Below are 23,932 nucleotides of genomic sequence, written 5' to 3'. Positions count from 1 at the left end.
ACTATTTCCTTCCCCAGGTGGAGCGAATATGCGCCTCGATCTCGCTGTTCACCAAGTTGAGGGACTCCAGAGCCCGATCATAGGTTCCGCGGGTGAATTGCGACCGCTCGACCTCGTAAAGTGTCTGCTTGGTGACGCCGGCATCGGAGACCGCCGTCGACTTCACCATCGCATTATGGAGCATTCGATTGCCGAAGATCGCCCGCATGAAGCCGGTCATCTGACTCTGCGGTCCGTCATTCGGCTCGAACCGCGTCACCAGATAGCGCATCCAGTCATAGCTGGTGCGTCCGCCGGCCTTCTCTACGACCGACATCAGCTCGCTCGTCATCGTCAGGAACTGCGACATCGACATGACGTCGAGCATCTGCGGATGAACCGTGATCAACACGGAGGTCGCCGCGCAGAGCGCCGACATCGTCAGGAACCCCAGCTGCGGCGGGCAGTCGATGACCACGACGTCGTAGAGGCTTTCGATTTCGGTCAGCACCTCGCCGATGCGGGCAAAGAACATCGTCTCCGCCCTACCCGACGACATCGCCTTCGGCGTTTCGTGCTCGAACTCCATCAGCTCGAGATTTCCGGGAATGAGATGCAGATTGGGCGTGTAGGTGGCACGCACGATGTCGGCGATGGGGCGCGGCTGCTCATAGCGGATCGCGCCGTAGATCGTTTCGCCCTCGCCGACGTCGAATTCCGGCTGATGGCCGAACAGGGCGGACAGGGAAGCCTGCGGATCGAGGTCGACGGCAAGCACGCGGTAGCCCCGCAGCGCCATGAACTGCGCCAGATGGGCCGCGGTGGTGGTCTTGCCCGAACCGCCCTTGAAATTCATGACGGAGACGATCTGGAGCTTTTCTCCCGGCCTGCGGGCCGGCACATATTTCGGCGTTCCGTTTCGCTCGTCGAGGACCCGGCGAATGCGATCCATATCCGTTGCGCTATAAAGCCGCCGTCCATTTGCCAGCGGATCGGGCCCATGGCCATCCGCAGCCACCTGCCGGAGATAACCTTCGCCGATGCCGATGAAGGCCGCGGCTTCCGCCGGCGAAAATGTTCTGATGGTCTTTTGGGACAGCGGCGGGAAGATTTTTGCCTGATGCTGCTGAAGTTGATAGGACAACTCCTTCGCATCTGTTGCCAGAAGCGAGGGGAGATGCTCTTGATCGTCCTGGAGAGCAAGACTCGGCTGCATGATCTGTTTCCCAAATAACTGCGCAATTTTGAACGAAAGCGCCTCAGTTGCGCAGTTACTATATGCCGCGATTCGTGACCGAATTACAAATGCTTAACCAAAAGGCGGCTCGAGGCATTCGAACGCAGCACACGAATCCGGCAGTTTCGCGGGCCAATCGGCGGGTGATTCGCAGCCTGCCGGGGTGCTGACGAGCAAGGCCGGCGCGCTCGTTATGCACATGAAATTCATTGAATTTTATGTGATGACGCCGGCGAGACGGAAAGGCTCGGCCTACCTATTGTCCGTCGTCTTTCAGGTAGTTGCTGCCGTTGATCACCAGGAGCCCGTCGGACGCTTTGTCCGGTTCGAATATGCTCATGCTTTCCGTCTTGCCGCTCGCGTCGGTGAGGTCGAGACGATAGCCGGAAAGCGCGTAGCGTCCACTGGCGCCCGGCCGGTTGCCCGACGTGGTCACGCCCGATTGCGATCCGCCGATCTCGTTCGTCATCGAGGCGCCGGACCAGCCCGTGCGTTCAAACGTGCCGTTTGAATGAAGTGTCAGCGTGTGGCTGGAAGCGACCGATCCCGACGAGGTCGCGGTCATGCCGCTCGAGGCAAAGGTGGACACCCATTCGCCGTCAAGCGTCGCGCCATCCTTGAACGGCGGCACCGCCCGATGGTCATCCTTGTCGATCACCAAGTCGTCGCCCTTTTTCGAAAATGGCTTCGTCTCGGTCTCGATCGTGCCGTAGGCAGAGGTGACGCTGCGCATCTCGATCGACCCGGCGGAGGAGAAGAAGCCGCCGCCGGTGAGTTTGTAAAGGCCGCAGTCGGTCGGGTCTTCCTTGCAGTGCTCGGCAATGCTCCGGCCGCCCTTGGGCAGCTCCGTACTGAACAGGCCCTTCGGATCGAACATGGTGATCTCGCTATCGGAATAGAAATCCACGCCGCCGAAGACATTCGGCCGGACACCGGTATCGAGATGGGTGAAGACGCCGTCGAGCCCGCCGTCGCCGCCTGCCGGCAGAAGATCGAAATCCTTATCGGAGGGATCAAGCTTGACCGAACGCACCAGCGCCTCGAAATCGGCTTCGGCACTTTCGCTTCGGTCGCCATTCAGATTCAACAGCACAAGCTGCAGATAGGCCTGCCGCTTGTCGCCGGCGATGCCGACGACGATCTGGCTGATGCTGACATTCTTCTGATGGATGCAGCAGCGTTCTTCCACACGGATGTCGTGGCCGTTTATCGTCATCCCGTAATGCTTGATCAGGATATCTTCCTTGGCCATGTCGGGCAACGTCGCGACGAAGGTCTTCATGCCGGCCGGGAGGGACGCGCGCGGGCTCGACAGCGGCTTGGTGATCTGGATCAGGGCACTGCCGCGCTTGTCGTCATCCGTTTCCGGAAAATCCTTCTGCAGCATGAAGAGATCGCCCTTGCCCGCCTTCCGCCAGCCGGCATCGGGCAGCGTCACCGTCAGCCCGCCGATATCGGCGGGCGCTGCCAATGTCTGGGAGGAGGACAGAAGATGGAAAAACACGAGAGCGAAGCTGAAGGCTGATTTGACTTTGCCAATTCGATCGACATGCGCGCAGCCCATGCGCCGCTCTCCTCTTCGTTCGACTACCGCCGCGGGATTTGGAGCCGCGCGCTATCATTTCAACCCTCAGCTTTCATGACACTTTCTTAAACGCCGCGCCACGCCGCCGTGCCCGTCTGGCTTGCAATAAAAAGACCGGTTGCTTTGGCGATGGACCTTACGTGCCGCCTAAAAGTCGCGACAGCATCTTGGCGTTCTTGATGGCGTTAGCGTCTCTGTCGTTGTTGAAGTAGGCCCAGACAGTTCTCGCTCCACTGCTCTTTATTCGGTCGGCCCAGACGGCCAGCTCGGCTTCGCTGTAATCGTGGCGGTACCATCGGGTGGTGCCATGGAAGCGAACGTAAATATCGTCTGCGGTCTTCACCAGTTCATCCGGAAGACGCGGCCCGCTACATGAGCCGAAGATAGCGCCGGCCGCTTCAAACTGCCGGAATACCTCATCGTTCCACCAACTTTTGTGGCGGAATTCGACGACATTCCGGCGGCAGGGATCGAGCTGACGAAGGATGAGGTGCAGCGTATCAGCCGAATAGCGAATGCTCGGCGGTAACTGGAAGAGGAAACAGCCCATTCGCTCACCGAGCATGTCCGCGACGTAACCGAAATCTCTAATCAATTCGCCGCAATCTTCGAAACGCCTGATATGCGTAATGAGCTCGCACACTTTGATTGTATAGACGAAATCGCCGGTCGCCTGGCGAAGCCAGGTTTTCACCGTGGCGACTGTCGGCCACGCGTAAAACGGAGCGTTCAGCTCGACCGTTTTGAACTCTCGCTCGTAAAACGAGAACCATTGATTTCGAGGAGCATCGGCGGGGTAGAACAGACCTTGCCAATGCCAGTAGTACCACCCGGAGCAGCCGATATGGACCTTACCCTCAGGTCCGCCATTGGCGATTGCTGCCTCTTCCGCCGGCGCGCCGATCCTGACCTCGTGCATCTTGGCTGCACGTTCGACATTGGCCTCGCGCTGCTTGCGACGCCGATCCTCCCGCCGCGCCTTTCGTTTCTCCCGCTCATCCGTCGACATTTCTGGCACGTCACAGGTTCCATGTGTATGACCGGCTTCAAGCGACCGTATTCCTGCAGCGGACGGACCCTGCCGCAGCATAGATTGCGGATTCAACTTCGACAGAAATCAACTGTTCCGCACAGGTCCCAGGCACAGGCTATCGCGACGGAACGCACGGCCGACCGCCGAGCCTTTCACAGGTCGGCTCGTCCTGCTCTGCCAAGCATCTCGACGGCAACCACCGTCGATATGCTGGCTGTCGCCCCACGGAGCCGGCGCATCGCGGGTCCCCTGCGCAGCAGCCTTCTGGCCATATCGGCGTCGCCGCAGCCCCAAGACGGCAGACCTGGTGCTCGACGCGCTGGAAGACCGCATATCCGACGATGCCATCCCCTTCCTGCCGACTCGCTTCGGGCAATAGGCTGGTCGGCCGATGTAGGCTTGGTTTGTCGCCTGGTCGCCGGCTGCCGCTAATCCGCCATCGATTGGTAGAGCCAGTCAGGTAGCGTCTGCGCAGCCGCCCGTGCGCCGGCGCCCGGAAGCAATGCGTCATCGGTCAATTCGACACCAAAATACGAAGTCGACGGATCCGTTATCACCGGCCGCTCGTCTTCGTTCGCGGCGAGATAGACCCGTGCGACGTCGTCGATACCGAACTGTTCCGGGCCGCCGATCTCGACGATACCGCCCAGAGGCGTTGCGAGGGTCAATTCGGCCAGAAAGGCGGCGACTTCCGCGGCTGCGACCGGCCTCATCAAGGCTGGCGGCAGCCGAAATACGTCGCCTTGCGCACCGATGTCGATCAATCCGTTTATGAACTCATAAAACTGGGTGGAGCGGAGGATTGTGTAGGGGCGATTTGAAGCCCGGATGAGATTTTCCTGCACCATTTTCGCGCGAAAATAGTCGCTTTCCACAAGCCGGGGCGTGCCGACGACGGAGAGGGCGAGATAATGCCCGACGCCTGCCTCGGAGGCGGCGGCAAGCAAATTCTTGGTCGACGCCCTGAAGAAATCCAGTGCCGCGCTGTCGCCGAATGATGCGGCGTTGGTGACATCGACGACGGCGTCGGTTCCCGCGATAGCCGCGTCAAGGCCTTTGCCAGTCACCGTATCGACGCCAAACGACAGGGACGCGTCGGTAACCTCGTGGCCCGATCGGCGCAGCCTTTCGCTGAGCCGCGTTCCGATGAGACCGCTTGCTCCCACCACGGTGATTTTCATGTCGGCATCCTCGCGATCTTTTGGATCGACCATGACCCGAAGCTCAAAACCCTTCCATCATGCGTGTGGCTCGACGCCTTCGCCTTAGGTATAGCGGACTAGACCTAAGGTCTAGGATGACCCACCGGAACGGGAGTGATCTCACCCTTGCTCTTTCGCGCCCAGGATCTGGGCTCGGTGCAACACTACCCCTCCGCGCAATGTATGGAATTCCATGAGTTGCGGCTGTGCTATGACGGGACTACGGTTCGCAGCATGAGCTCGCCAGCCCCGACATCAAGAACGAGTGCTGCACCAAATGCGAATGATCCCCCGGCCTTGTCTGCCCGGCAGGAACGGTGGATGACGAGCATCTGGTCGCACCGCCCCCGCGCCCTGTATCTGGGGCTCTTCATCGCCGCCTATGTGCTCGGCTGCGGCTTTGCCCAATCACTCGCGATCGTGCCGGGAACGGGCATTTCCATCTGGCCTCCGGCCGGGCTTTTCATCGCAACGCTCATCCTCGCCCCCAGGCGCAGCTGGCCGTGGTGGATATTGGGGGGCTGCTTGGCTGAGCTGTTCAGCAATGCCCTCTGGTTCTACAGTCCGCTGCCGGCCGCCTTTCTAATATACGTCGGCAACGCTCTTGAAGCAGTGGTCGCGGCATGGCTGGTCAATCGAGCCTTGAAGCGGCCGGCTCAGCTGGAAACCTTGCAGGAGGTTCTCGCATTCGTCGTCCTGGGCGCCGGAATTGCGCCAATCGTCAGCGCGACGGTGGGAAGCGCGACGCTTGCATGGTTCGGCATCCAATCGCAATCCTTCCTAACCGCCTGGCCCCTCTGGTGGATCGGTGATGCAACTGGTGTCCTGATCGTCGCGCCGCTGGCGCTCTCCGTCTTTCATAACTGGCGCGGCAAGACCCGCCTCTCGGCGGCGCAATGGTTGGAAGCTGGCGTCCTTGGACTGATTTTTCTCGGTGTCGCGGCTCTTTCGCTCAGCGGCTACCTTCCCTTCGCCTACATCATCATGCCGCCCCTTCTTTGGGCCGCGGTCCGCTTCGAATTCAAGGGCGCCGCCATATCGCTCGTGCTCCTCGCCCTGATCACGGCGGTCTTCACGATAACAGGCGCCGGCCAATCTGTCGGCGATGCCGAGTCCCAGAAACACAAGCAGATCATGCTGCAGCTTTTCCTGGCGATCTCCGCATTTTCGGCGCTGATCGTCGCTGCCATATCCAGGCAGCATCAGCTGGCCGTGCTCACATTGCGCCAAAGCGTTGAGACGTTACGCGAGCGGGAGCAAGAGCTCTCGCAGCTTGTCGACATGGTTCCGAGCCACGTCTGGCGCCTGACACCCGAGGGCGAACCGACCTTCTTCAATAGACGAATGGTCAACTTCCTCGGCCTCGATGTCGCGGATACGGACAGGCCCGGCATGAGCCGGCTGGAAGCGGTCGTCGATGCCATCATCCACCCCGATGACGCAGCAGGCTTCCGGGAGGCTCTCAACCATTGCATCGTCACCGGCGAAAACTTTGCCATGCGGTATCGGCTGCGCCGCGCCGACGGCGTCTATCACTGGATGTCGAGCCGCGCCGAGCCGATGCGGGATCAGGCCGGCCTCATCGTCCAGTGGTATGGCCTTTGCCACGACATCGACGATCAGGTCCGTGCCGAAGAGGCGGTGCGCCAGAGCGAGCAAGCGCTGCAGCAGATGATCGACGCGGTGCCGGTTCGCGTCTGGAGCGTGGAGCCGGCGAGCGGGTCGGTCTATTTCAACAAACGCTATCAAGATCATTTCCGCGCCGTCATCGCCAATTTCGACGCTCTCGGCGAGCCGCGCATCGAAGACCTGCTGCGGCAGCTGATTCATCCCGAAGACGCGCCCGACGTCCAGCGCACGCTGCGGAATTGTTTCGAAAGCGGCGGCGGCACCGCCATGCGGTTTCGCTGGCGCGAAAAAGACGACGTCTACCGCTGGGCGGAGTGCCGGATGGAACCCCGGCGCGACGACGATGGAAGGGTCGTGCAATGGTACGGCGTTTCTCTCGATATCGACGAGGAGGTGCGTGCACTCGAGGCATTGCGTGAACGCGAGCGCGAGCTCTCGCAGCTCGTGGACATGGTCCCGGCCCAGATCCGGCGCCTGACACCGACAGGCGAGCCTGTCTTCTTCAATAAACGACTGATCGATTTCTTCGGTCTCGACGTCGGCGACATGGATAAGCCGGGCGTCAGCCGCCTGTCGGCTGTCATCAATACTCTCGTTCATCCCGATGACGCACCGAGACTGCTTCAGACGATTCACCGTTCCCTCACCAGCGGCGATCCCTTCTCGATCAAATACCGCATGCGCCGTTTCGACGGAGCCTATCGCTGGGTCGACGGCCGCGCCGAGCCGCTGCGGGATCAGAACGGTACGATCACGCAATGGTACGTCATCTCGGTCGATATCGATGACGAGATGCGCGCCCAGGAAGCATTGCGCGACCGCGAACGCGAGCTCTCGCAGCTGGTTGACATGGTTCCGAGCCTGCTCTGGCGGCTTGATCCGGAAGGGACGCCGACCTTCTTCAACCAGCGCCTGAAAGATTTTCTTGGACTCGACATCATTGATAGCGAAACGCCGGGGATCAGCCGGCTTGCGGACCTCATCGAGGCCGCCGTGCATCCCGACGATGCCAGCAACCTCGCCCAAGCACTCAACCAATCGCTTGCCACCGGCGAACGCTTCTCCAAGCAGTATCGCCTGCGGCGCGCCGACGGCATCTATCGCTGGGTCAGAGGCAGCGCCGAGCCGCTGCGGGACGAGAGCGGCCGGATTGTCCAATGGTACGGTCTCTCGCACGACATCGACGATCAGTTGCGGGTCGAGGACGCGCTGCGAGAAAGAGAGCGCTCGCTCTGGCAGATTGTCGAAACGCTGCCGGCCATGATCGACTGCGCGGCTCCCGACGGAGAGCCGGTCTATCGCAACCCCCAGCTTCGCGACTTCCTCGGATATAAGCTCGAAGAGCTTGATGGAACGGGGAAAACCCGGCTGGACGGCACGCTCGACGCCGGCGTTCATCCCGACGACGTGGCAGGTGTCAAAGAGAATTATGCCCATTCATTGTCCACCGGCGAGCCCTATGCGCGCCGGCATCGTCTGCGGCGCTACGATGGCGAATATCGCTGGGTCGAGACACGCGCTGCGCCGATGCGTAACGCCGAAGGCGTGATTGTCCAGTGGAACGTCATCTGCCTCGATGTCGACGCTGAGGTTCGGGCGGAGGAAGATCTGCGTCAGGCGCGCGAGGGCCTTGCCCGGGCGAGCCAGGTGGCGAGCCTTGCCGAGCTTTCGGCCTCCATCGCTCACGAGGTGAACCAGCCCCTCGCCGCTGTCGTCGCCAACTCGCATGCCTGCCAGCGCTGGCTGATGGCCGAACCGCCGAACATGGAGCGGGCGCAGAGGACGGTCGAGCGCATCATCCGCGACGCCAACTCGGCCGCCGATGTCGTCAGCCGCATCCGCGCCCTGTTCAAACAATCCGCAGACAGAAGGGTTCATACGACGCTTTCAGGCGTCGTCAGTGAAGCGCGCAACCTCATGGCCGAGGAAGCGGCGCGCCGTCGCGCCCGTATGGACGTTGAGGTTGACGGCAACCTTCCGCTCATTGCCATCGATCGCATCCAGATCCAGCAGGTTCTGATCAATCTCGTCCGCAACGGCATCGAGGCGATGGACACGGTCGACGGCGACAGGGTGATCGGAATGCGCGTGCGCCATATGGGGAATGCCATTCAAACCGAAATCAGCGATCGCGGTCAGGGTATCGAGTTCCCCGAGAAGATGTTCGAACCTTTCTTCACGACCAAGGAAAACGGCATGGGCATGGGTCTGGCGATTTGCCGCTCGATCGTCGAGCTGCACGGCGGACGATTGTGGGCAGAGAAGAACGATCCGCACGGAGCGACGTTGATCTTCACCTTGCCCATAGAAACGAAGGCGGCGTCATGACGGACGATGACCATATTGTCTTCATCGTCGATGACGACGAACGTGTCCGGGAGGCGCTCAGCGAGCTCATGGACGCACATGGCATGCGCGCCATCGCCTTCGAATCCGCCGGCGATTACGTGAGGGCGGACAAGCCTGATGTGCCCGCCTGCCTCATCCTCGATATCGAGCTGCCCGACATCAATGGCCTCGATCTGCAGAGGCAGATTGCCGACGGGGATCATCCGCCGATTGTCTTCATTACCGGACATGGCGACATCCCCTCCTCCGTGCGTGCGATCAAAAGCGGCGCCGTGGATTTCCTGACCAAACCGTTCAGTGACGCGGATCTCCTGGCGGCAATCCATGCAGCGCTCGCCGAGGATCGGGAAAAGCGATCGGGACGCGCCGAACTCGACATGCTCAAACGACACTATCTCGACTTGACGCCTCGCGAGCGCGAAGTGCTGCCGCTCGTGGTCAGCGGTCTTCTCAACAAGCAGGCGGCAGCCGAACTCGGGATCAGCGAAGTCACGCTGCAGATCCATAGAAGAAACGTGATGCAGAAAATGGCGGCGGCGTCGCTCGCCGACCTCGTGCGGATCGCGGAGAAACTGGAAATACCGATTACCCACTCGCGCCGGGTGGGGGGGAATTGAAAATGAACGAAACAAGACATGTCGTCGCAGTTGTCGATGACGATCCAAGACTGCTTGAATCGATGGGCGACCTTCTGGAATCGGCGGGTTATGTGGCCCGCGGCTTCCCGTCGGCGGGCTCGCTGCTCATCAGCGGGCTATCGGACCTCGACCTGCTCATCACCGATATCGGAATGCCCGGCATCGACGGCTTCGAACTCCGGGACCTGGTGAGAAAATCACGTCCCGAGTTGCCGGTGTTCCTGATCACGGGCCGCCATGAGATAGCCGATCAGGGCCGCGCTCAAGGAGGCGGCGGTTTCTTCCGCAAGCCCTTCGATGCCCAGGCCCTGCTGGCGGCTATCGCCAATGCTTTACACCAATCGAGAGATGGAGGGTAACATGAGAGTTGACCAGCCGTTGCTGCGGAGATCGGCGCCGTTATCAGTGCAGGGCAGATATGAAGAAGATCAGCCGCTTGTCATTATCGTCGATGACGACGCGTCGGTTCGCGAAGCGCTGTCGGAGCTGATCCTGTCGGCGGGTTTTCAGTCGGTCAGTTTTGCCTCGACCCGCGAATTGCTTGACGCCGATATCTTGGAAAACCCCGGCTGCCTGATCCTCGATGTGCGCATGCCCGGAGCAAGCGGTCTCCACCTGCAGAGCCATCTGGCCGAAAACGGCATTTCCAAGCCGATCATTTTTCTGACCGGCCACGGCGATATCCCGATGACCGTCCAAGCTATGAAGGCGGGTGCTGTGGATTTTCTCACCAAGCCGGTGCGGGACCAGACGCTGCTCGACGCCATCACTGCAGCCATTGCGATGGATGCCGAACGACGGGCCGAAGCCGCAATCGCCAAACGCAATGTCAAACGCCTGGAGACGCTGACGCAGCGCGAACGTGAAGTTCTGCACGAAGTGGCGCGCGGACGCCTCAACAAACAGATCGCCTTCGATCTCGGCATCAGCGAAGTGACGGTCAAGCTGCATCGCAGCAACGTCATGCACAAGATGGAGGCCGCCTCCATCGGCGAACTGATCCGGGCCTGGGAGACGCTGCCGGCGCAAATGCGGCAGGCAGGCTCGCGTTAATTTTCTGCCGGGCGCTTCCCAACGGTTGAGGAATGCCGGCCTAAAACATCCGTTTCCTGTCCATTTGATGCGCGCCGTATCCGATTCGCGTTGAAAAAGACGACGCGGCGCCGGCAATGGGTTTCGCCGTCGCTCCCATGCGTTATCTCTAAATTAAAGCTCAGGGTCATGACCTCATGCCCGGCCTAGATTCCATAAAGGAGATGACGCCTGAACAACCGATCGCCAAGCGCACCTTCCCCAGAAACCACCGCCTTCGACATCGAAGCAAACTTCTTGTCGGCCATGGGGAACGCCAAACGGCTTCACATCCTGCATGTCTTGACCGAAGGAGAAGTGTCGGTGACCGACCTGGCCGAGGAAGTGGGACTGAGCCAATCGTCGACTTCCCAGCATCTGGCAATTCTTCGGGAACAAGGACTCGTGCATACGCGAAGGGTTGCCCAGACGATCTTCTATTCACTTCAATCCGGCACGGCGAGGACGATGCTCGATACGCTCGCCGACATCTTCGGATCGCGCCGTCGATCACCAGCGGAACGCGTTCACGCCGGGCGCCTGACGAAATGACCAAGCCTCGCCCCTGCCGCTCGTGATTGGTCTCCAATCGCTGAGGATAGGATGACCTTGCAGACAACCAGGACGGATCGAGCCCTGATGGACGTTTGATGTACGCCTCCTAGACCACGGTGTGATTCCGCCTCCGTTGCGAATGGAGATAATCAACCACACCAGCAACGAAACGGTCAGGACGAGGCGATCATGGACGTATATGAGGCAGTCACCAGCCGACGGTCGGTGCGCGGATTCAAAGACAGGCCTGTGGCAAGGGAGATCCTTGAGCGCGTGCTGTCCGCCGCGGCTTGGTCGCCGTCGGGATCGAACATCCAGCCATGGAACACCTATGTGATGACCGGCGCGCCGCTGGCCGAGCTCAAGACATCTGCCGTCGAGCGCGTGGCCCACGGCGACGCCTGGGACAAGCGGCAGTACGAGATGTATCCGTCGGCGCTGAAGTCCCCTTACGGAGAGCGCCGGTCCGCCTTCGGCAAGGAGCGCTACAGCGCGCTCGGCATTGCGCGCGAGGACTGGGAAGCGCGCCAGCGGGCAGCGATCGCCAACTGGAACTGCTTCGGCGCGCCCGCCGCCCTGTTCTGCTACATCGACCGTGAGCTGGGTCCGCCCCAATGGGCCGACGTCGGCATGTATCTGCAGACCGTCATGCTGCTGCTCCGCGCCGAGGGACTGCACAGCTGCCCGCAGATGGCGTGGTCACAAGTTCGCGAGACGGTCGCGGAGGCCCTGTCACCCCCGGACGGGCTCATCCTCTTCTGCGGCATGTCGATCGGGTACGAGGACGCCGCGGTCAGTTTTGCCCGTACGGGCCGCGCGCCGCTTGCCGAGACGGTCACTTTCGTCGACGATTAGCTGCTTGCGCTCAGAGGACGAGAGACCCCTTCCATGTTTCCTGCGCATGATACGTCCTATCATGCGCGATATTGGAGAACGCCATGACCACGCATAAAGTAGGCTATCTCATCGGCAGCCTTGCCAAGGGCTCGATCAATCGCAAACTCGCCAAGGCGTTGGTGCGGTTCGCCCCGCCGGAACTCGAAATGTCGGAGATATCCTTCAAGGACCTGCCGCTCTACAGCTACGACTATGACGCCGACTATCCTCCGGCCGGCAAGGCATTCAAGGCGGATATCGCGGCCGTCGACGCCGTGCTGTTCATCACGCCCGAATATAATCGATCGATACCCGGCGGGCTGAAAAACGCAATCGACTGGGCAAGCCGCCCCTACGGCACCAACTCGTTCACACGCAAGCCGTCAGCAGTTATCGGCACGTCGCCGGGCGCGATAGGCACAGCGGTTGCCCAGCAGAATTTGCGCAGCGTGCTCAGCTTCTGCAATTCGCCCCAGATGAATGCCCCGGAAGCCTACATCCAGTTCACACCGGGGCTGATCACCGATGACGGCGAGGTCACGAACGAGGCCACCGCGGATTTCCTTCGCAAATTCATGCAGGATTTCCATGTCTTTATCGCAAGGGTTCGCTCGGTGCTGCCGAAAGACGCCTAGATTGCACTTAAGAGGAACTGGCCGCTCCCATGCGGCAGCGGCCGGTTCCCTGTTTTCGTCTTAAGCGAAGGCGTAAGAACCGTCCGGCCGCTTTGGCACGCGCCGTTGCCAGTGGATGTAGCCTTCCTCCTCCATCGCCTTCTCGTCCATCTCGACGCCCCAGCCGGGCCGATCCGGGCGCAGTTCGAGATAACCGTCCTTCGGCAGATAGGGATCGACGACGTAACGGGTTTCCCCTTCCCGCTTCTCGATATCGTTGCCGCCATAGACGTAGGCCTGGCCCTTCGGCAGCCGGTATTCGAGGATGCGGAAATTCTGCGCCGCGGCCGAAAAATGCACGTTGACCGCCGTTGCCAGCGGCCCCATCGGATTGTGCGGCGCAACGCCGACGAAGAAGGCTTCGGCAAGCGTCGCAATGCGACGCATTTCGCTGATGCCGCCGACGACGCAGATATCCGGCTGGATGAGATCGGCGCCCTTGACCTGCAGCAGCCGCAGGAACTCGTTTCTGCTGTAGAGTGACTCACCGGTGGCGAGGACGCAGTTGAGCCCCTGTTTCAGGTCGCCCCAGGCCTCGATGTTCTCAGGGCGCAGCGGCTCCTCGAAAAACAGCGGATCGTAGGGCGCTAGCGCGTTGCCGAGCTGGCGAGCGGCGATCGGCTCGAAAATCTTGGCATGGGCGTCGAAGGCGATCTCGTATTCGTCGTTGACCGTTTCGCGCAGCGAACGGAAATAATCCGCCGAGGCTTTGACGACATTGCCCCAGCGATTGGCGTGCATGTCGATCCGCCAGGGGCTGAGCTTGAAGGCAGTGAACCCCCATCCCTCCTTCAGGCGATCGAATTCGTCGCGGGCCGCCGGCGCGTCCGGTGCGGTATAGACGCCGGCATAGACCTTGATGCGGTCGCGCACTTCGCCGCCGAGCAGCTTGTAGACCGGGACGTTCGCCGCCTTCGCCGCCAGGTCCCACAGGCAATGATCGAGCGCGGAGATCGCGGCAAGGCCGAGCGCGCCCGGCGGGAACCGGCTTTGCTGGATCAGCAGGTTGACCAGATAGTCGACGCGTGTCGGATCCTGGCCGGCCACAAAGGCATAGAGATAATCGAGCAGCGGCGGCAGCGCCTTGTCGGGGCCGTGATTGTAGCATTCGCCCCAGCCCGTCAGCCCGTCATCGGTATCGAGCGCGACGATCACGCGCGGACGGTCCTTGTCGCGGGTCATGAAAACCCGCATGCGGTCGATCTTCATCATTCTGTCCTTCTAGCGATTGAAATAGCTGCGGCGCGCCACGCGCGTCTGCACGTAGACATGCTCTTTGTCAGTTCCGGGATTGTAGGCGCCGGCGGCTTGCGGCACCGAGACGTTGCCGCCGCTGGGGAAGCGGGCCACGAAGGCTTCGTCTATATCGCAGCCGAGCCCGGGACCATCGGGAACGGCGATCAGGCCGTCGACCTGTTGCGGATGCGGCACGATCGTCTGGCGGCGGCCGTCCCAATCGTCGTCGAGGCGCTCGAGAATGAGGGCATTCGGGATCGCCGCCAGCAGATGCAGGGCCGCATATTCCGCCACCGGCCCGAGCGAGCCGGAATGCGGCGCCATCTGGATATGATGGGCCTCGGCCATGGCGGCGATCTTCTTCATCTGGGTGATGCCGCCGGCCCGGCCGGTATCGGGCTGGATCACGTCGACCAGTTCCTTTTCGATGAGTTCGCGCTCGCCGAAAATGGTCGCCGAGCGTTCACCGGCCGCAAGCGGCACATGAGCGGCGTCGCGGATGCGACGGTAGCCGTCGATATTCTCCGGCGCGATCGGATCTTCCACCCACATCAGCTCATAGGGTTCGAGCGCCCGCACCAGCCGGCAGGCATCCGCAGGTGTCAGCCATGGCGGCCCATGCAGATCGATGGCGATATCCATGTCGTCGCCGACGGCATCGCGGAGTGCTGCGACCTTGCGGACCGGGTCGGCGACGCCGCCGCACTTGATCGCCTTGATGCCGCGCGCCTTGAGCGCAAGCGCCCGCTCGGGCGTATTGGCATGCGAATAGATCGGGATCCGGTCGCGCACCTTGCCGCCGAGCAGCATCCAGACCGGCACGCCAAGCGCCTTGCCCTTGATGTCCCAGAGCGCCATATCAATCCCGGTCATCGCGCCGCCGCCGACAGTCCCGAGCATGCCATGGCCCATCATGGCGACATGCATCTTCTGCCACAGCCGTTCGATATGGGCCGGATCTTCGCCGATGAGGAGGGCCGCAAGATCATGGATCGCCGTCTCGACGACACGCGGCCAGCCCGAGCATTCGCCGATGCCAGTGATGCCCTCGTCGGTATCGATCTTCAGAAACAGCCAGTTCCGAGTGCCTCCGAACTGCTTCGCGGCAGCACCGCCGGGAGCTTGGTCGGACGCCCAGTTCGAGGGGTCGGGCTGACCGACATGCATGAGAAATGTGCGGATTCCGGTAATTTTCATCTCTGAGAACTTCCATTTTTCAGATGGTCGGGCTTCAGATTTTCGGGCGCGACGTAGCGGAAACGCCTGGAGTGATCGCGGTCGCGCGGATCGGGGCGTGGGATCGCCGATATCAGCGCCTGCGTGTAGGCGTGCTCGGGTGTGCGGCAGACCTGCTCCGCTTCGCCGATTTCGACGAGCTGGCCTTTGTACATGACGCCGACCCGATCGCACATGTAGCGGATGACGCCGATGTCATGACTGATGAAGATATAGGCAAGGCCGAGCTCGTCCTGCAGCCGCATCAGGAGGTCGAGCACCTGCGAGCGCACAGAGACGTCGAGCGCCGAAGTCGCCTCGTCGGCAACGACGACACGCGGATTGAGCGTGATGGCGCGGGCAATGCCGATGCGCTGGCGCTGACCGCCGGAGAATGCGTGCGGGTAGCGTTCGCGCGCCCTCGGATCGAGGCCCACCTGTTCCATGAGGTGACAGACCCGCTCCTCCAGCGCCCGCCCTTTGGCGACACCGTTGACGAGCAACGGCTCGCCAATGATCTGGGAGACGGTCATGCGCGGATTGAGGGAGCCGAACGGGTCCTGAAACACCATGCGCAATTCGCGGCGTGCCGCAGCCAGCGTCTGACCCTTTGCCGTTGCCAGATCGATGATGTCGCCGCCGGCATTGCGATAGAGGATTTCGCCGGCGGTGGGATCGATCAGCCGCATGATCGAGCGGCCCATCGTCGTCTTGCCGGATCCGCTTTCGCCGACGATGCCGAGTGTCTCGCCCGGCAGCAGCGAAATGGAAACATCGTCCAGCGCTTTCACTTCGCCGAAATCCATCGAGACGTTGCGCAATTCGAGGATCGGCGCTTTTGTCCTGTCGAGCGGGGGGCGTGCGAGGCGGATTTCGGCCTTCTGCTCCAGCTTCAGCACCGAGCCGATCAGCATGCGGGTATAGTCGTCTTGCGGCGCATGAAAGATCTGCTCGACCGGCCCATATTCCTTGGCGACGCCGTTATGCATGACGAGCACATCGTCGGCGATCTGCGCCACTACGCCCATGTCGTGCGTGATGAACAGAACGGCCATGCCGTTGGCCTTCTGCAGCCGGGCGATCAGGTCGAGAATTTCGGCCTGCGTCGTCACGTCGAGAGCCGTGGTCGGCTCGTCGGCGATCAGAAGCTGCGGTTTGCAGGCGAGCGCCATGGCAATCATCGCGCGCTGGCGCATGCCGCCGGAATATTGGAAGGCATAGCGATCGAGCGCTTTTTCCGGCGCGGGAATTTCGACCTGCTTGAGCAGCGATATGGCCTCGGTGCGCGCCTCCGCCTTGCTCATCCTGGTATGGAGGCGAAGCGCCTCGACGATCTGGTTGCCGACCGTGTGGATCGGCGACAGCGACGACATCGGCTCCTGGAAGATCATGGCGATGTCGCGGCCGCGGATCGCCCGGATCTGGCGCCCGCGCGGATTGAGGCTGGTCAGATTGGTCGAGCCGCCGTTCTGGTCGTTCAGGATGATCGATCCGGCCGCAATCCGGCCGGGTGCATCAACGATCTGCAGGATTGAACGCGCCGTCACCGACTTGCCGGATCCGCTTTCGCCGACGACGCAGAGCGTCTTGCCCGGCTCGATCGAGAAAGACAGATCGCTGACGGCGCGAAAGACGCCGGTGCGCAACGGGAATTCGACGGTGAGGTTCTTCACCTGGAGCAGCGGCCTGCCGGCAATGGGAACGATATCGGTCATGCCGGCCTCATTTGTTGTAGGGATCGGCCGCATCGCGCAGGCCGTCGCCGAGAAGGTTGAGCGCCATCACGGCAACGACAACGGCGCAGCCCGGCATGAAGAGCCAGGGTGCGGTGGCGATCGAGCGAATGTTCTGGGCCTCGCGCAGCAGCACGCCCCAGGAGATGGTCGGCGGCTGCAGCCCGAGCCCCAGGAAGGAAAGCGAGGTTTCGGCAAGGATCATCGCCGGCACCGCAAGCGTGATCGACGCGATGATATGGCTGGCAAAGCTCGGCAGCATATGGCGGAAGATGATGCGTCCTTCGCGAACGCCGTCGAGCCTGGCGGCAGCGACGAATTCCTCGGTGCGCAGCGACAGGAAGCGGCCCCGAACGACACGGGCGAGCTGCGCCCAGCCGGTCAGCGACAGGATGATCGTGATCATCATATATTGCAGCGTCGCCGGCCAATCCTGCGGCAGCGCCGCGGCCATCGCCAGCCAGATCGGGATCGTCGGCAACGACAGCACGAAATCGATCAGCCGCTGCATGAAGAAATCGATGCGGCCACCGTAATATCCTGAGATGCCGCCGATCACGATGCCGAGCATCAACGACAGGAAGACGCCGACGAGACCGATCGATAGGGAAACCTGCGAACCTTGCACCGTTCGGCTGAAGACGTCGCGCCCTAGCCGGTCGGCGCCGAAGAGAAGCAGCGGCGTGGTCTTGTCGGGCGAGGCGATCAGATGGATGTTTGTGTTGAACAGGCCGAACACGGAATATTCATAGCCGCGCCCGAAGAACTGGACGTCGACACGCTTCGTCGTGTCTTCCTTGAAGATGGCGGCCAGCGTTTCCGGATCGCGGGTGAGCTTCATCGGATAATAATGCGGGCCGAAGGAAAACCCGTTCTCGGTATCGATCAGATGCAGTTTCTGCGGCGGGTGAAAGGTCGCCCGCGCATTCTGCAGGTTCGGATCGTTGATGGCGAAGAAGCCGGGAACCAGCGCAACGATATACATCATCACGGTGACGACGAGCGCCACCATGGCCAGCCGGTGCCGGCGGAAAGCCCACCAGATCAGCTGCCATTGCGATGCGACGGCGGCGCGATCCGGCTGAATATTTGTAACGGCAATGTCGGCCATATCGGCTCCTATTCCAACCGAATGCGGGGATCGACCAGCGCAAGCAGGATATCGCTGATCAGAGAGCCTATCAGCGTCAGAGCGCAGATCAGCAGAACGAAGGCACCCGCCAGATACATGTCCTGAGCCATCAGCGCCTGCAGCAGCAAAGGTGCGGCCGTCGGCAGGTTGAGCACGATGGCGACGACGACCGAGCCGGAGATGAGGTTGGGCAGCAGCCAGGCAATGGTCGAGATGAACGGATTGAGCGCGATCATCATGGGGTATTTCATTAGCAGCCGGAATTCCGACAGACCTTTTGCCCGTGCGGTGGTCACGTAAGGCTTCGGCAGTTCATCGAGCATGTTCGCGCGCATGACGCGGATGAGGCTTGCTGTCGACGAGACGGCAAGAATGATGACGGGAAGCCAGAGATGCGAGAAGAGGTCGGCCATCTTGGCGAAGCTCCAGGACGCGTTCTCGTATTCCGGCGAAAACAGCCCGCCGACATCCTGTCCGAATTCGACCGCCGCGATATACATCAGCACCAGCGCCAGCAAGAAGGACGGAACGGCCAGGCCGAAGAAGGTGAAGGCGGTGAAGAAATAATCCCCGATCGAATATTTGCGCACGGCGGAATAGACGCCGATCGGCAGCGCGATCGCCCAGGTGGCGATCAATGTCGACAGAGCCAGAACAAGCGTCAGCGCCATGCGCTCCCAGATCAGATCAGAGACCGGCTGCTGCCATTCGAAGGAGATGCCGAAATCGCCGCGCGAGAGGATGCCCCATATCCATTTGAAATATTGGATGAGCATCGGATCGTCGAGGCCGAAACGCTCGCGCAATTGCGCCGCGGTATTCTGATCGACGATCTCGTTGGAGGCTGCCAGCGTCGCGATATAGGTGGTGACATAGTCGCCGGGCGGCAGCTGGATCAGCACGAAAGCCAGGAAGCTGACGGCGAAAAGCGATGGAATCATCCATAGCAAGCGTTTGGCGATGAAGACCAGCATGGGCGCCTCTTGCATTGAACGCCACCTTCCGTGCCTTGCCGGCTGTCAAGGCCGGCAAGGCATCTCGGAGGGCGAACCGAAAGAAAGCGCCGTACCGTCAGGCACGGCGCCGGAGATCCAAATCAGCTCGTGAAGGTGAACTGCTGCGGCAGCGCAGGCCCCGGATTGGGCCAGGACCAGCTGTCCGGCTCTTTTTCGGGAACATTGCGCAGGTTGTTGCGAATGATGCCGAAGCCGCCGACGGCAAGGCAGAGCCCGACGGTCTCGAATTCCTCCGCGGCGATATCGAAGATCTGCTTCATGACCGCACCACGCTTGTCGAGATCGGCCGTCGAGCGCGCCTCGTCGAAGAGCTTCATGCGCTTCTTCTGGCTTTCCGGCGGTTCTTCGCCGCGTGCACCGTTGGAGGTGTACCACAGCGTCCACGGAATGGCGTAACGCGAGCCCTGCGGATGGAAGGCGAAGAAATCGCGCGGATCGAGCATCGGATCGAGACCGCCTGGGCCCGGCCACACCTGCGCATCATGGGCGTTGTCGTCGCCGCGGGTGTAATAAAGCGCCCGTTCGATGGTGTTGACCTTCATGTCGATACCGATCTGGGCCCAATGCGTCTTGACCAGTTCGAGCGCGTCGACGAGGTCGGGATAGAGCGTCGGAATAACGTCGATAGAGAAGAACACCTTCTGGCCGTCCGGCCGGAGGCGGAAACCGTCGCCACCTTTCTTGTAGCCGGCCTGATCGAGCATCGCGCCTGCCTTGTCCGCGTCATATTCGGTGAATTGACGCGCATATTTCTCGTTATACCAGGGATGGGTCGGACGCGGTCCGGCCTGGTAAGGCTCGCTCTGGCCGAAATAGACGATATCGATGAGCTCCGGACGATTGATGCCGATCGACAACGCCTGCCGGAACGACTTATCCGCAAACATCTTGCGCATGGCAGGATCTTTGTGGGTGATGTTGAAGTAGATCTGGCACTGCTGCGAGGCCGAAGGCACGAGCGTCAGCAGACGATAGTCGCCCTTCTGCATGTTCTGGGACAGCGTCGGCTTGTTGGCAAGCACGCTGATATGGCGCTCCTGGATGTCGATCTTGCCCGAGATGACGTTCAGCATCAGCGATTCGACGTCCTGCGAGATGCCGAAGTTGATCTCATCGATATAGGGAAGCTGATTGCCCTCGGTATCGACCTGCCAGAAATAAGGATTCCGGGTCATGACGACACGCGTGGCGCCACCGACATAGGGTTCCTTGACCACCCATGGATCGAGCGTCGGCTTGTCGACATTGCCCCATCGTGTCGGGATCTCGATGTCGCCGCAACGGCTGCGGAACAGCTCCGTCCAACTGGTGACACCGGCCTTCTTCGCATCGGCTTCGATGTTGGGATTATATTTCGGCAGGAACTGGCTGCAGTAGTGCTTCGGAAAGAGCGTCGGATGCTGCCCGAGCGGCGTGGCGAGGTTTTCCAGGTAAAGCGCGTTGGCAGCAGCAAAGGTGAACTTCACCGTATGATCGTCGATCTTCTCGACGGTAACCGGCTTGCCGGCGACAGCAAGCTGCGCCGGTGTTGCACTGTAGAGCTCGGTGTTTTTGACGCAGTCTTCGATCGCGAAAACGACGTCATCGGCGGTGAAGGGATGACCGTCCGACCAGCGCACACCCTCGATCAGATGGAAGGTGAATTGCGTCGCGTCATCGCTGACTTCCCAGCGCTCGGCAAGGTTCGGCTCCACAGCGGTAAATTCGAGGTTCCAGCGTACGAGGCTCTGGTTGCCGACCATGCGCAGAATGCCGTTATGGTCGGATGAACCGCGAAGGCCGCGGCGCAGAGAGCCGCCATAGGTGCCGACTTTTTCGAACGGCTTGACGACCATCGGCTTCTTCGGCAGGCGCTCGGCGAGCGGCGGCAGTTTTCCATCTTTCACAAGTTGTGCAAGGGCGGGCGCTTCGCCGCCTGCGGCGAAAGCGCGGCCCGCGATGGATAGCGCCGCTGCACCGGCCATGCCGCCAAGCACGGCGCGGCGGGTAACGCCGCGCGACAGAATTTCATTAGGCATCGAGTTCCTCCCTTTCTATGCCGGCGCAACTTTTGAGCCGGCTGATGCGGCGGGCTCCCGACCTGCCGCTGCGCCCTCCTCGGCGCCCGGACCGAACCATAGACACGTTCCCAAATGATTACAAGAGTTGACAGATAATTACATATTTTGTAGCGATGCAGCATGAAAGCTTGAATTACACGCCTTAAAATCCAGGCTGGAGCGCACAAAAGACGCCAATCTGTCAGAATCTGTGAAGCGCATTGAAATGTCGTTGGCGGACAACTGCCTGACGTTCAGAGAAAAGGACGATAATGACATTCGCGGCCGACGCCGTTCCGAACCGAGGCGCGACGCGCTTCAGCGACATCATCTACGAGAAGATCGTGGGGATGATCGCCGACGGCAATTTTCCGGTGAACGAACGGTTGCCGTCGGAGACGAAGCTCGCCGCCGATTTCGGCGCTTCGAGGCCCGTCGTGCGCGAGGCACTCGAGCGCTTGAGAGCTGATGGCCTGGTCGTTTCCCGCAAGGGCTCCGGCTCCTATGTCCGGCAAAGACCGGATTCGTCGATGCTGAAAATGGTGCCGGTCGGATCGCTCGCCGATGTCCAGCGGTTTTTCGAATTCCGCGCAGGCCTCGAAGCCGAGGCGGCGGAGCTTGCCGCGCGAAACTGGCAGCCGGCCGACAAGGAGAGGATAACGGCAGCGCTTCTTTCGATCGAGCAATGCCTGCGCAACGGAGAACTCGGCGCCGAGGAGGATCAGGTTCTTCATGATGCCATCGCCATGGCGACCGGCAACCAGTTCCATATCACCGTGCGCGAATGGTTCAGGCCGCATTTCGCCATCGGGCATTCCGTTACGCGAAGCCTGAGCCTGAAACGCACGCTGGAGCAAATCCGCAGCGTCCAGGACGAGCACGCGGTGATCGTGGAGGCGATCTTCGCACGCCGGGAAACCGAAGCGCACGATGCGATGAAGAAGCACATACTGAATGCTCGTGCCCGCATGTTCCAGGGCGTTTGAGCGAGAATGGGAGGAAGAACGATGAAACGGATCGCTTTGACGGGGGCTACTGGGCGTGTCGGAACGCTGCTGCGCCCGCTCCTCCGCGCACATTTCGGCCACGTCAGCCTGATCGATCTGCAGGAGCCTGCCGGGCTTGGCGAAAACGAGACCTTCGTCGGGGCAGACCTTACAAAGCTCGATGAGGCAACGGCTGCGCTGAAGGATATCGACGGCGTCGTTCATCTCGCCGGTATCGCAAGCGGCACCGACATGAACGCCATTCTGCACGCTAATGTGCTTGGAACCTACAATCTCTACGAAGCGGCGCGGATCAACAAGGTCGAGCGGGTCGTCTACGCCTCCAGCAACCATGCGACCGGCTTCTATCCGCGTGGCGAAATCATATCGCCGCTCGATCCGATGCGTCCCGACAGCCCCTATGGACTTTCCAAATGCTGGGGCGAACTGGTGGCGGGGCTTTATTACGACACGTCGGGCATTCGCTCCCTTTCGATCCGCATCGGCAATGCCGGGACCTATCCCAACAGCGAACGATCGATTGCGATCTGGATCAGCGCGCGGGATCTGGCGCAGTTGGTGCGGATCGGGCTGTCCCACCCGTCGATCGCCGCGACGGTCGTCTACGGCGTTTCCGATACCGACGAGAAATGGTGGGACAATGATCTGGCGACGAGGCTCGGCTACCGGCCAGAGGACCGGCCGCGCGATCACGCCCGCATCGAACAGGGATCCGAAGGACCGGTCGCATTGGCGTTCCAGGGTGGCGGGTTCTGCGAGATCAATCACGACGGCACCATCCGTATGCGCGATGCAGAAGGTTTGGCCAAGAGCCTGGAGGCGGCCGAATGACGGCGCCTCGGATCATCCGCCCACAAATCCGACACGTGATCCAGCAACCGCTGACGGTCGGTGAATCGCCGGTATGGGACGATGAGACCGGCACGCTCTGGCTCGTCGATATCCTGGCGCCGGCGGTTGTCCGGCTCTCGGCTTCGGGAAAGATCGACCGCTTCGACATGCCAGCGGCGGTCGGCAGCCTCGGGCTTTGCCGCGATCATAGGATTGTCGTCGGCCTCCAGACGGGCGTCCATCTCTTCGATCCGGCCTCCCGCGATATCGAATTTCTATGCGACCCGGTCGGGCGCGAGATGATCGGCCGACTCAATGATGGAAAGGTCGGTCCGGACGGGCATTTCTGGGTCGGCTCGATCAGCGAAGCCAAGCCGCAGATCGAAGAGGCCGCTCTTTACCGCGTCGGCGCCGATGGCAGCACGCGGACGGTTGCAACGAGACTGACGAGCTCCAATGGCCTCGCCTGGTCGCCGGACGGCCGGCGGATGTATCACTCCGACAGCCGGCAATGTTTCCTGCAAGCATTCGACTTCGATGCCGAGACGAGCAGTCTCGGTGAAGGACGTCGCCTTCGCAGCTTCACAGAAGATGAGGGGCGGCCGGACGGGGCGACGACTGATCGCGACGGGTTTTACTGGAGCGCCGGCGTCTCCGCCGGCCGCCTCAACCGCATATCGAGCGAAGGTGAAATCGTCGAGATCTACATTCTGCCGGTCCCGGCACCGACCATGCCGTGTTTCGGGGGACCTGATCTCAGCACCCTCTTCGTCACCAGCCTGTCGACGGACCGCACCGGACGTTTCGAGGCGGGCACGGTCATCGCCTTCGACGTGGATGCAGAAGGGCTGCCGCCCTTCCGCTTCGGCAACCAATTATCTTGAAAGCGAACGGG

Annotated in this window: 20 protein-coding genes; 10 read left to right on the top strand and 10 right to left on the bottom strand. The window is 61.3% G+C overall.

From position 1 onward, the window contains the following. Position 1: 1 nt before the first annotated feature. The 4 genes from repA to FHX14_RS18820 form a co-directional block, all read right to left on the bottom strand. Positions 2–1,195: a plasmid partitioning protein RepA gene (gene repA / locus FHX14_RS18835; protein ID WP_003591382.1), complete on the bottom strand. Its 1,194-nt coding sequence runs from the start codon at positions 1,193–1,195 to the stop codon at positions 2–4. Between the two features lie 277 nt (positions 1,196–1,472). Beyond that, complete coding sequence (locus FHX14_RS18830) at positions 1,473–2,780, bottom strand: hypothetical protein (protein ID WP_184378081.1); 1,308 nt, start codon at positions 2,778–2,780, stop codon at positions 1,473–1,475. Positions 2,781–2,937: 157 nt separating this feature from the next. Further along, positions 2,938–3,819, bottom strand: a complete 882-nt coding sequence (locus FHX14_RS18825; protein WP_184378080.1) for a DUF72 domain-containing protein — start codon at positions 3,817–3,819, stop codon at positions 2,938–2,940. A gap of 443 nt (positions 3,820–4,262) precedes the next feature. Next, positions 4,263–5,015: an NAD(P)H-binding protein gene (locus tag FHX14_RS18820; protein WP_012556240.1), complete on the bottom strand. Its 753-nt coding sequence runs from the start codon at positions 5,013–5,015 to the stop codon at positions 4,263–4,265. Positions 5,016–5,357: 342 nt separating this feature from the next. Between FHX14_RS18820 and FHX14_RS18815 the strand changes: the two genes are divergently transcribed. From FHX14_RS18815 to FHX14_RS18785, 7 genes are all read left to right on the top strand, one after another. Further along, on the top strand, positions 5,358–8,993 hold the full coding sequence (locus tag FHX14_RS18815; RefSeq protein WP_184378079.1) for a PAS domain-containing protein: 3,636 nt from the start codon (positions 5,358–5,360) through the stop codon (positions 8,991–8,993). Then, a complete protein-coding gene (locus FHX14_RS18810) occupies positions 8,990–9,631 on the top strand; it encodes a response regulator (RefSeq protein WP_184378078.1) in 642 nt (213 codons plus the stop codon). The genes FHX14_RS18815 and FHX14_RS18810 overlap by 4 nt, the downstream gene beginning before the upstream one ends. 2 nt (positions 9,632–9,633) lie before the next feature. After that, the gene (locus FHX14_RS18805) at positions 9,634–10,011 is read left to right on the top strand and encodes a response regulator (protein ID WP_184378168.1); all 378 of its coding nucleotides are present in this window, start codon (positions 9,634–9,636) and stop codon (positions 10,009–10,011) included. A gap of 1 nt (position 10,012) precedes the next feature. Then, positions 10,013–10,705, top strand: coding sequence for a response regulator transcription factor (locus FHX14_RS18800; protein WP_184378077.1), 693 nt, complete (start codon positions 10,013–10,015; stop codon positions 10,703–10,705). Positions 10,706–10,915: 210 nt separating this feature from the next. Next, on the top strand, positions 10,916–11,275 hold the full coding sequence (locus tag FHX14_RS18795; protein ID WP_184378167.1) for a metalloregulator ArsR/SmtB family transcription factor: 360 nt from the start codon (positions 10,916–10,918) through the stop codon (positions 11,273–11,275). A gap of 192 nt (positions 11,276–11,467) precedes the next feature. Continuing rightward, positions 11,468–12,133 (top strand): nitroreductase, encoded by a 666-nt coding sequence (locus FHX14_RS18790; protein WP_184378076.1) that lies wholly within the window; start codon positions 11,468–11,470, stop codon positions 12,131–12,133. An 83-nt stretch (positions 12,134–12,216) separates the two neighbouring features. Beyond that, complete coding sequence (locus FHX14_RS18785) at positions 12,217–12,789, top strand: NADPH-dependent FMN reductase (RefSeq protein WP_054186069.1); 573 nt, start codon at positions 12,217–12,219, stop codon at positions 12,787–12,789. Between the two features lie 60 nt (positions 12,790–12,849). Here FHX14_RS18785 and FHX14_RS18780 read toward each other — a convergent pair whose 3' ends face one another. The 6 genes from FHX14_RS18780 to FHX14_RS18755 all read right to left on the bottom strand — a co-directional run bounded on the left by FHX14_RS18780 (position 12,850) and on the right by FHX14_RS18755 (position 21,178). After that, positions 12,850–14,037: a galactarate dehydratase gene (locus FHX14_RS18780; protein ID WP_003591364.1), complete on the bottom strand. Its 1,188-nt coding sequence runs from the start codon at positions 14,035–14,037 to the stop codon at positions 12,850–12,852. 12 nt (positions 14,038–14,049) lie between these two features. Next, complete coding sequence (locus FHX14_RS18775) at positions 14,050–15,261, bottom strand: mandelate racemase/muconate lactonizing enzyme family protein (protein WP_184378075.1); 1,212 nt, start codon at positions 15,259–15,261, stop codon at positions 14,050–14,052. Next, positions 15,258–16,994 (bottom strand): ABC transporter ATP-binding protein, encoded by a 1,737-nt coding sequence (locus FHX14_RS18770; RefSeq protein ID WP_184378074.1) that lies wholly within the window; start codon positions 16,992–16,994, stop codon positions 15,258–15,260. Before FHX14_RS18770 ends, FHX14_RS18775 begins: the two co-directional genes overlap by 4 nt. A gap of 7 nt (positions 16,995–17,001) precedes the next feature. Beyond that, the gene (locus FHX14_RS18765; RefSeq protein ID WP_097628010.1) at positions 17,002–18,123 is read right to left on the bottom strand and encodes an ABC transporter permease; all 1,122 of its coding nucleotides are present in this window, start codon (positions 18,121–18,123) and stop codon (positions 17,002–17,004) included. Between the two features lie 8 nt (positions 18,124–18,131). Then, positions 18,132–19,118, bottom strand: coding sequence for an ABC transporter permease (locus tag FHX14_RS18760; protein WP_184378166.1), 987 nt, complete (start codon positions 19,116–19,118; stop codon positions 18,132–18,134). A 122-nt stretch (positions 19,119–19,240) separates the two neighbouring features. After that, complete coding sequence (locus FHX14_RS18755; protein WP_184378073.1) at positions 19,241–21,178, bottom strand: ABC transporter substrate-binding protein; 1,938 nt, start codon at positions 21,176–21,178, stop codon at positions 19,241–19,243. A gap of 293 nt (positions 21,179–21,471) precedes the next feature. Between FHX14_RS18755 and FHX14_RS18750 the strand changes: the two genes are divergently transcribed. The 3 genes from FHX14_RS18750 to FHX14_RS18740 are packed head-to-tail and all read left to right on the top strand — an operon-like array spanning position 21,472 to position 23,921. After that, entirely contained in the window at positions 21,472–22,185 is a 714-nt protein-coding gene (locus FHX14_RS18750) for a FadR/GntR family transcriptional regulator (protein WP_097628012.1), read from the top strand. Between the two features lie 21 nt (positions 22,186–22,206). Next, positions 22,207–23,037, top strand: coding sequence for an NAD(P)-dependent oxidoreductase (locus tag FHX14_RS18745; RefSeq protein ID WP_184378072.1), 831 nt, complete (start codon positions 22,207–22,209; stop codon positions 23,035–23,037). Then, the gene (locus FHX14_RS18740) at positions 23,034–23,921 is read left to right on the top strand and encodes an SMP-30/gluconolactonase/LRE family protein (protein ID WP_184378071.1); all 888 of its coding nucleotides are present in this window, start codon (positions 23,034–23,036) and stop codon (positions 23,919–23,921) included. The genes FHX14_RS18745 and FHX14_RS18740 overlap by 4 nt, the downstream gene beginning before the upstream one ends. The last annotated feature ends 11 nt before the right edge of the window (positions 23,922–23,932 follow it).

The organism is Rhizobium sp. BK619, assembly GCF_014195245.1.
Lineage (GTDB): Bacteria > Pseudomonadota > Alphaproteobacteria > Rhizobiales > Rhizobiaceae > Rhizobium > Rhizobium acidisoli.
This window is presented reverse-complemented; position numbering and strand designations above follow the sequence as displayed.

Bases quoted from the DNA above. Each gene is read 5' to 3' on its own strand.
- FHX14_RS18820 (WP_012556240.1), bottom strand. From the start codon at position 5,015: ATGAAAATCACCGTGGTGGGAGCAAGCGGTCTCATCGGAACGCGGCTC.
- FHX14_RS18785 (WP_054186069.1), top strand. From the start codon at position 12,217: ATGACCACGCATAAAGTAGGCTATCTCATCGGCAGCCTTGCCAAGGGC.
- FHX14_RS18780 (WP_003591364.1), bottom strand. From the start codon at position 14,037: ATGAAGATCGACCGCATGCGGGTTTTCATGACCCGCGACAAGGACCGT.
- FHX14_RS18745 (WP_184378072.1), top strand. From the start codon at position 22,207: ATGAAACGGATCGCTTTGACGGGGGCTACTGGGCGTGTCGGAACGCTG.
- FHX14_RS18760 (WP_184378166.1), bottom strand. From the start codon at position 19,118: ATGCTGGTCTTCATCGCCAAACGCTTGCTATGGATGATTCCATCGCTT.
- FHX14_RS18740 (WP_184378071.1), top strand. From the start codon at position 23,034: ATGACGGCGCCTCGGATCATCCGCCCACAAATCCGACACGTGATCCAG.
- FHX14_RS18755 (WP_184378073.1), bottom strand. From the start codon at position 21,178: ATGCCTAATGAAATTCTGTCGCGCGGCGTTACCCGCCGCGCCGTGCTT.
- FHX14_RS18805 (WP_184378168.1), top strand. From the start codon at position 9,634: ATGAACGAAACAAGACATGTCGTCGCAGTTGTCGATGACGATCCAAGA.
- FHX14_RS18810 (WP_184378078.1), top strand. From the start codon at position 8,990: ATGACGGACGATGACCATATTGTCTTCATCGTCGATGACGACGAACGT.
- FHX14_RS18775 (WP_184378075.1), bottom strand. From the start codon at position 15,261: ATGAAAATTACCGGAATCCGCACATTTCTCATGCATGTCGGTCAGCCC.
- FHX14_RS18770 (WP_184378074.1), bottom strand. From the start codon at position 16,994: ATGACCGATATCGTTCCCATTGCCGGCAGGCCGCTGCTCCAGGTGAAG.
- FHX14_RS18790 (WP_184378076.1), top strand. From the start codon at position 11,468: ATGGACGTATATGAGGCAGTCACCAGCCGACGGTCGGTGCGCGGATTC.
- FHX14_RS18765 (WP_097628010.1), bottom strand. From the start codon at position 18,123: ATGGCCGACATTGCCGTTACAAATATTCAGCCGGATCGCGCCGCCGTC.
- FHX14_RS18815 (WP_184378079.1), top strand. From the start codon at position 5,358: ATGACGAGCATCTGGTCGCACCGCCCCCGCGCCCTGTATCTGGGGCTC.
- FHX14_RS18830 (WP_184378081.1), bottom strand. From the start codon at position 2,780: ATGGGCTGCGCGCATGTCGATCGAATTGGCAAAGTCAAATCAGCCTTC.
- FHX14_RS18800 (WP_184378077.1), top strand. From the start codon at position 10,013: ATGAGAGTTGACCAGCCGTTGCTGCGGAGATCGGCGCCGTTATCAGTG.
- repA (WP_003591382.1), bottom strand. From the start codon at position 1,195: ATGCAGCCGAGTCTTGCTCTCCAGGACGATCAAGAGCATCTCCCCTCG.
- FHX14_RS18750 (WP_097628012.1), top strand. From the start codon at position 21,472: ATGACATTCGCGGCCGACGCCGTTCCGAACCGAGGCGCGACGCGCTTC.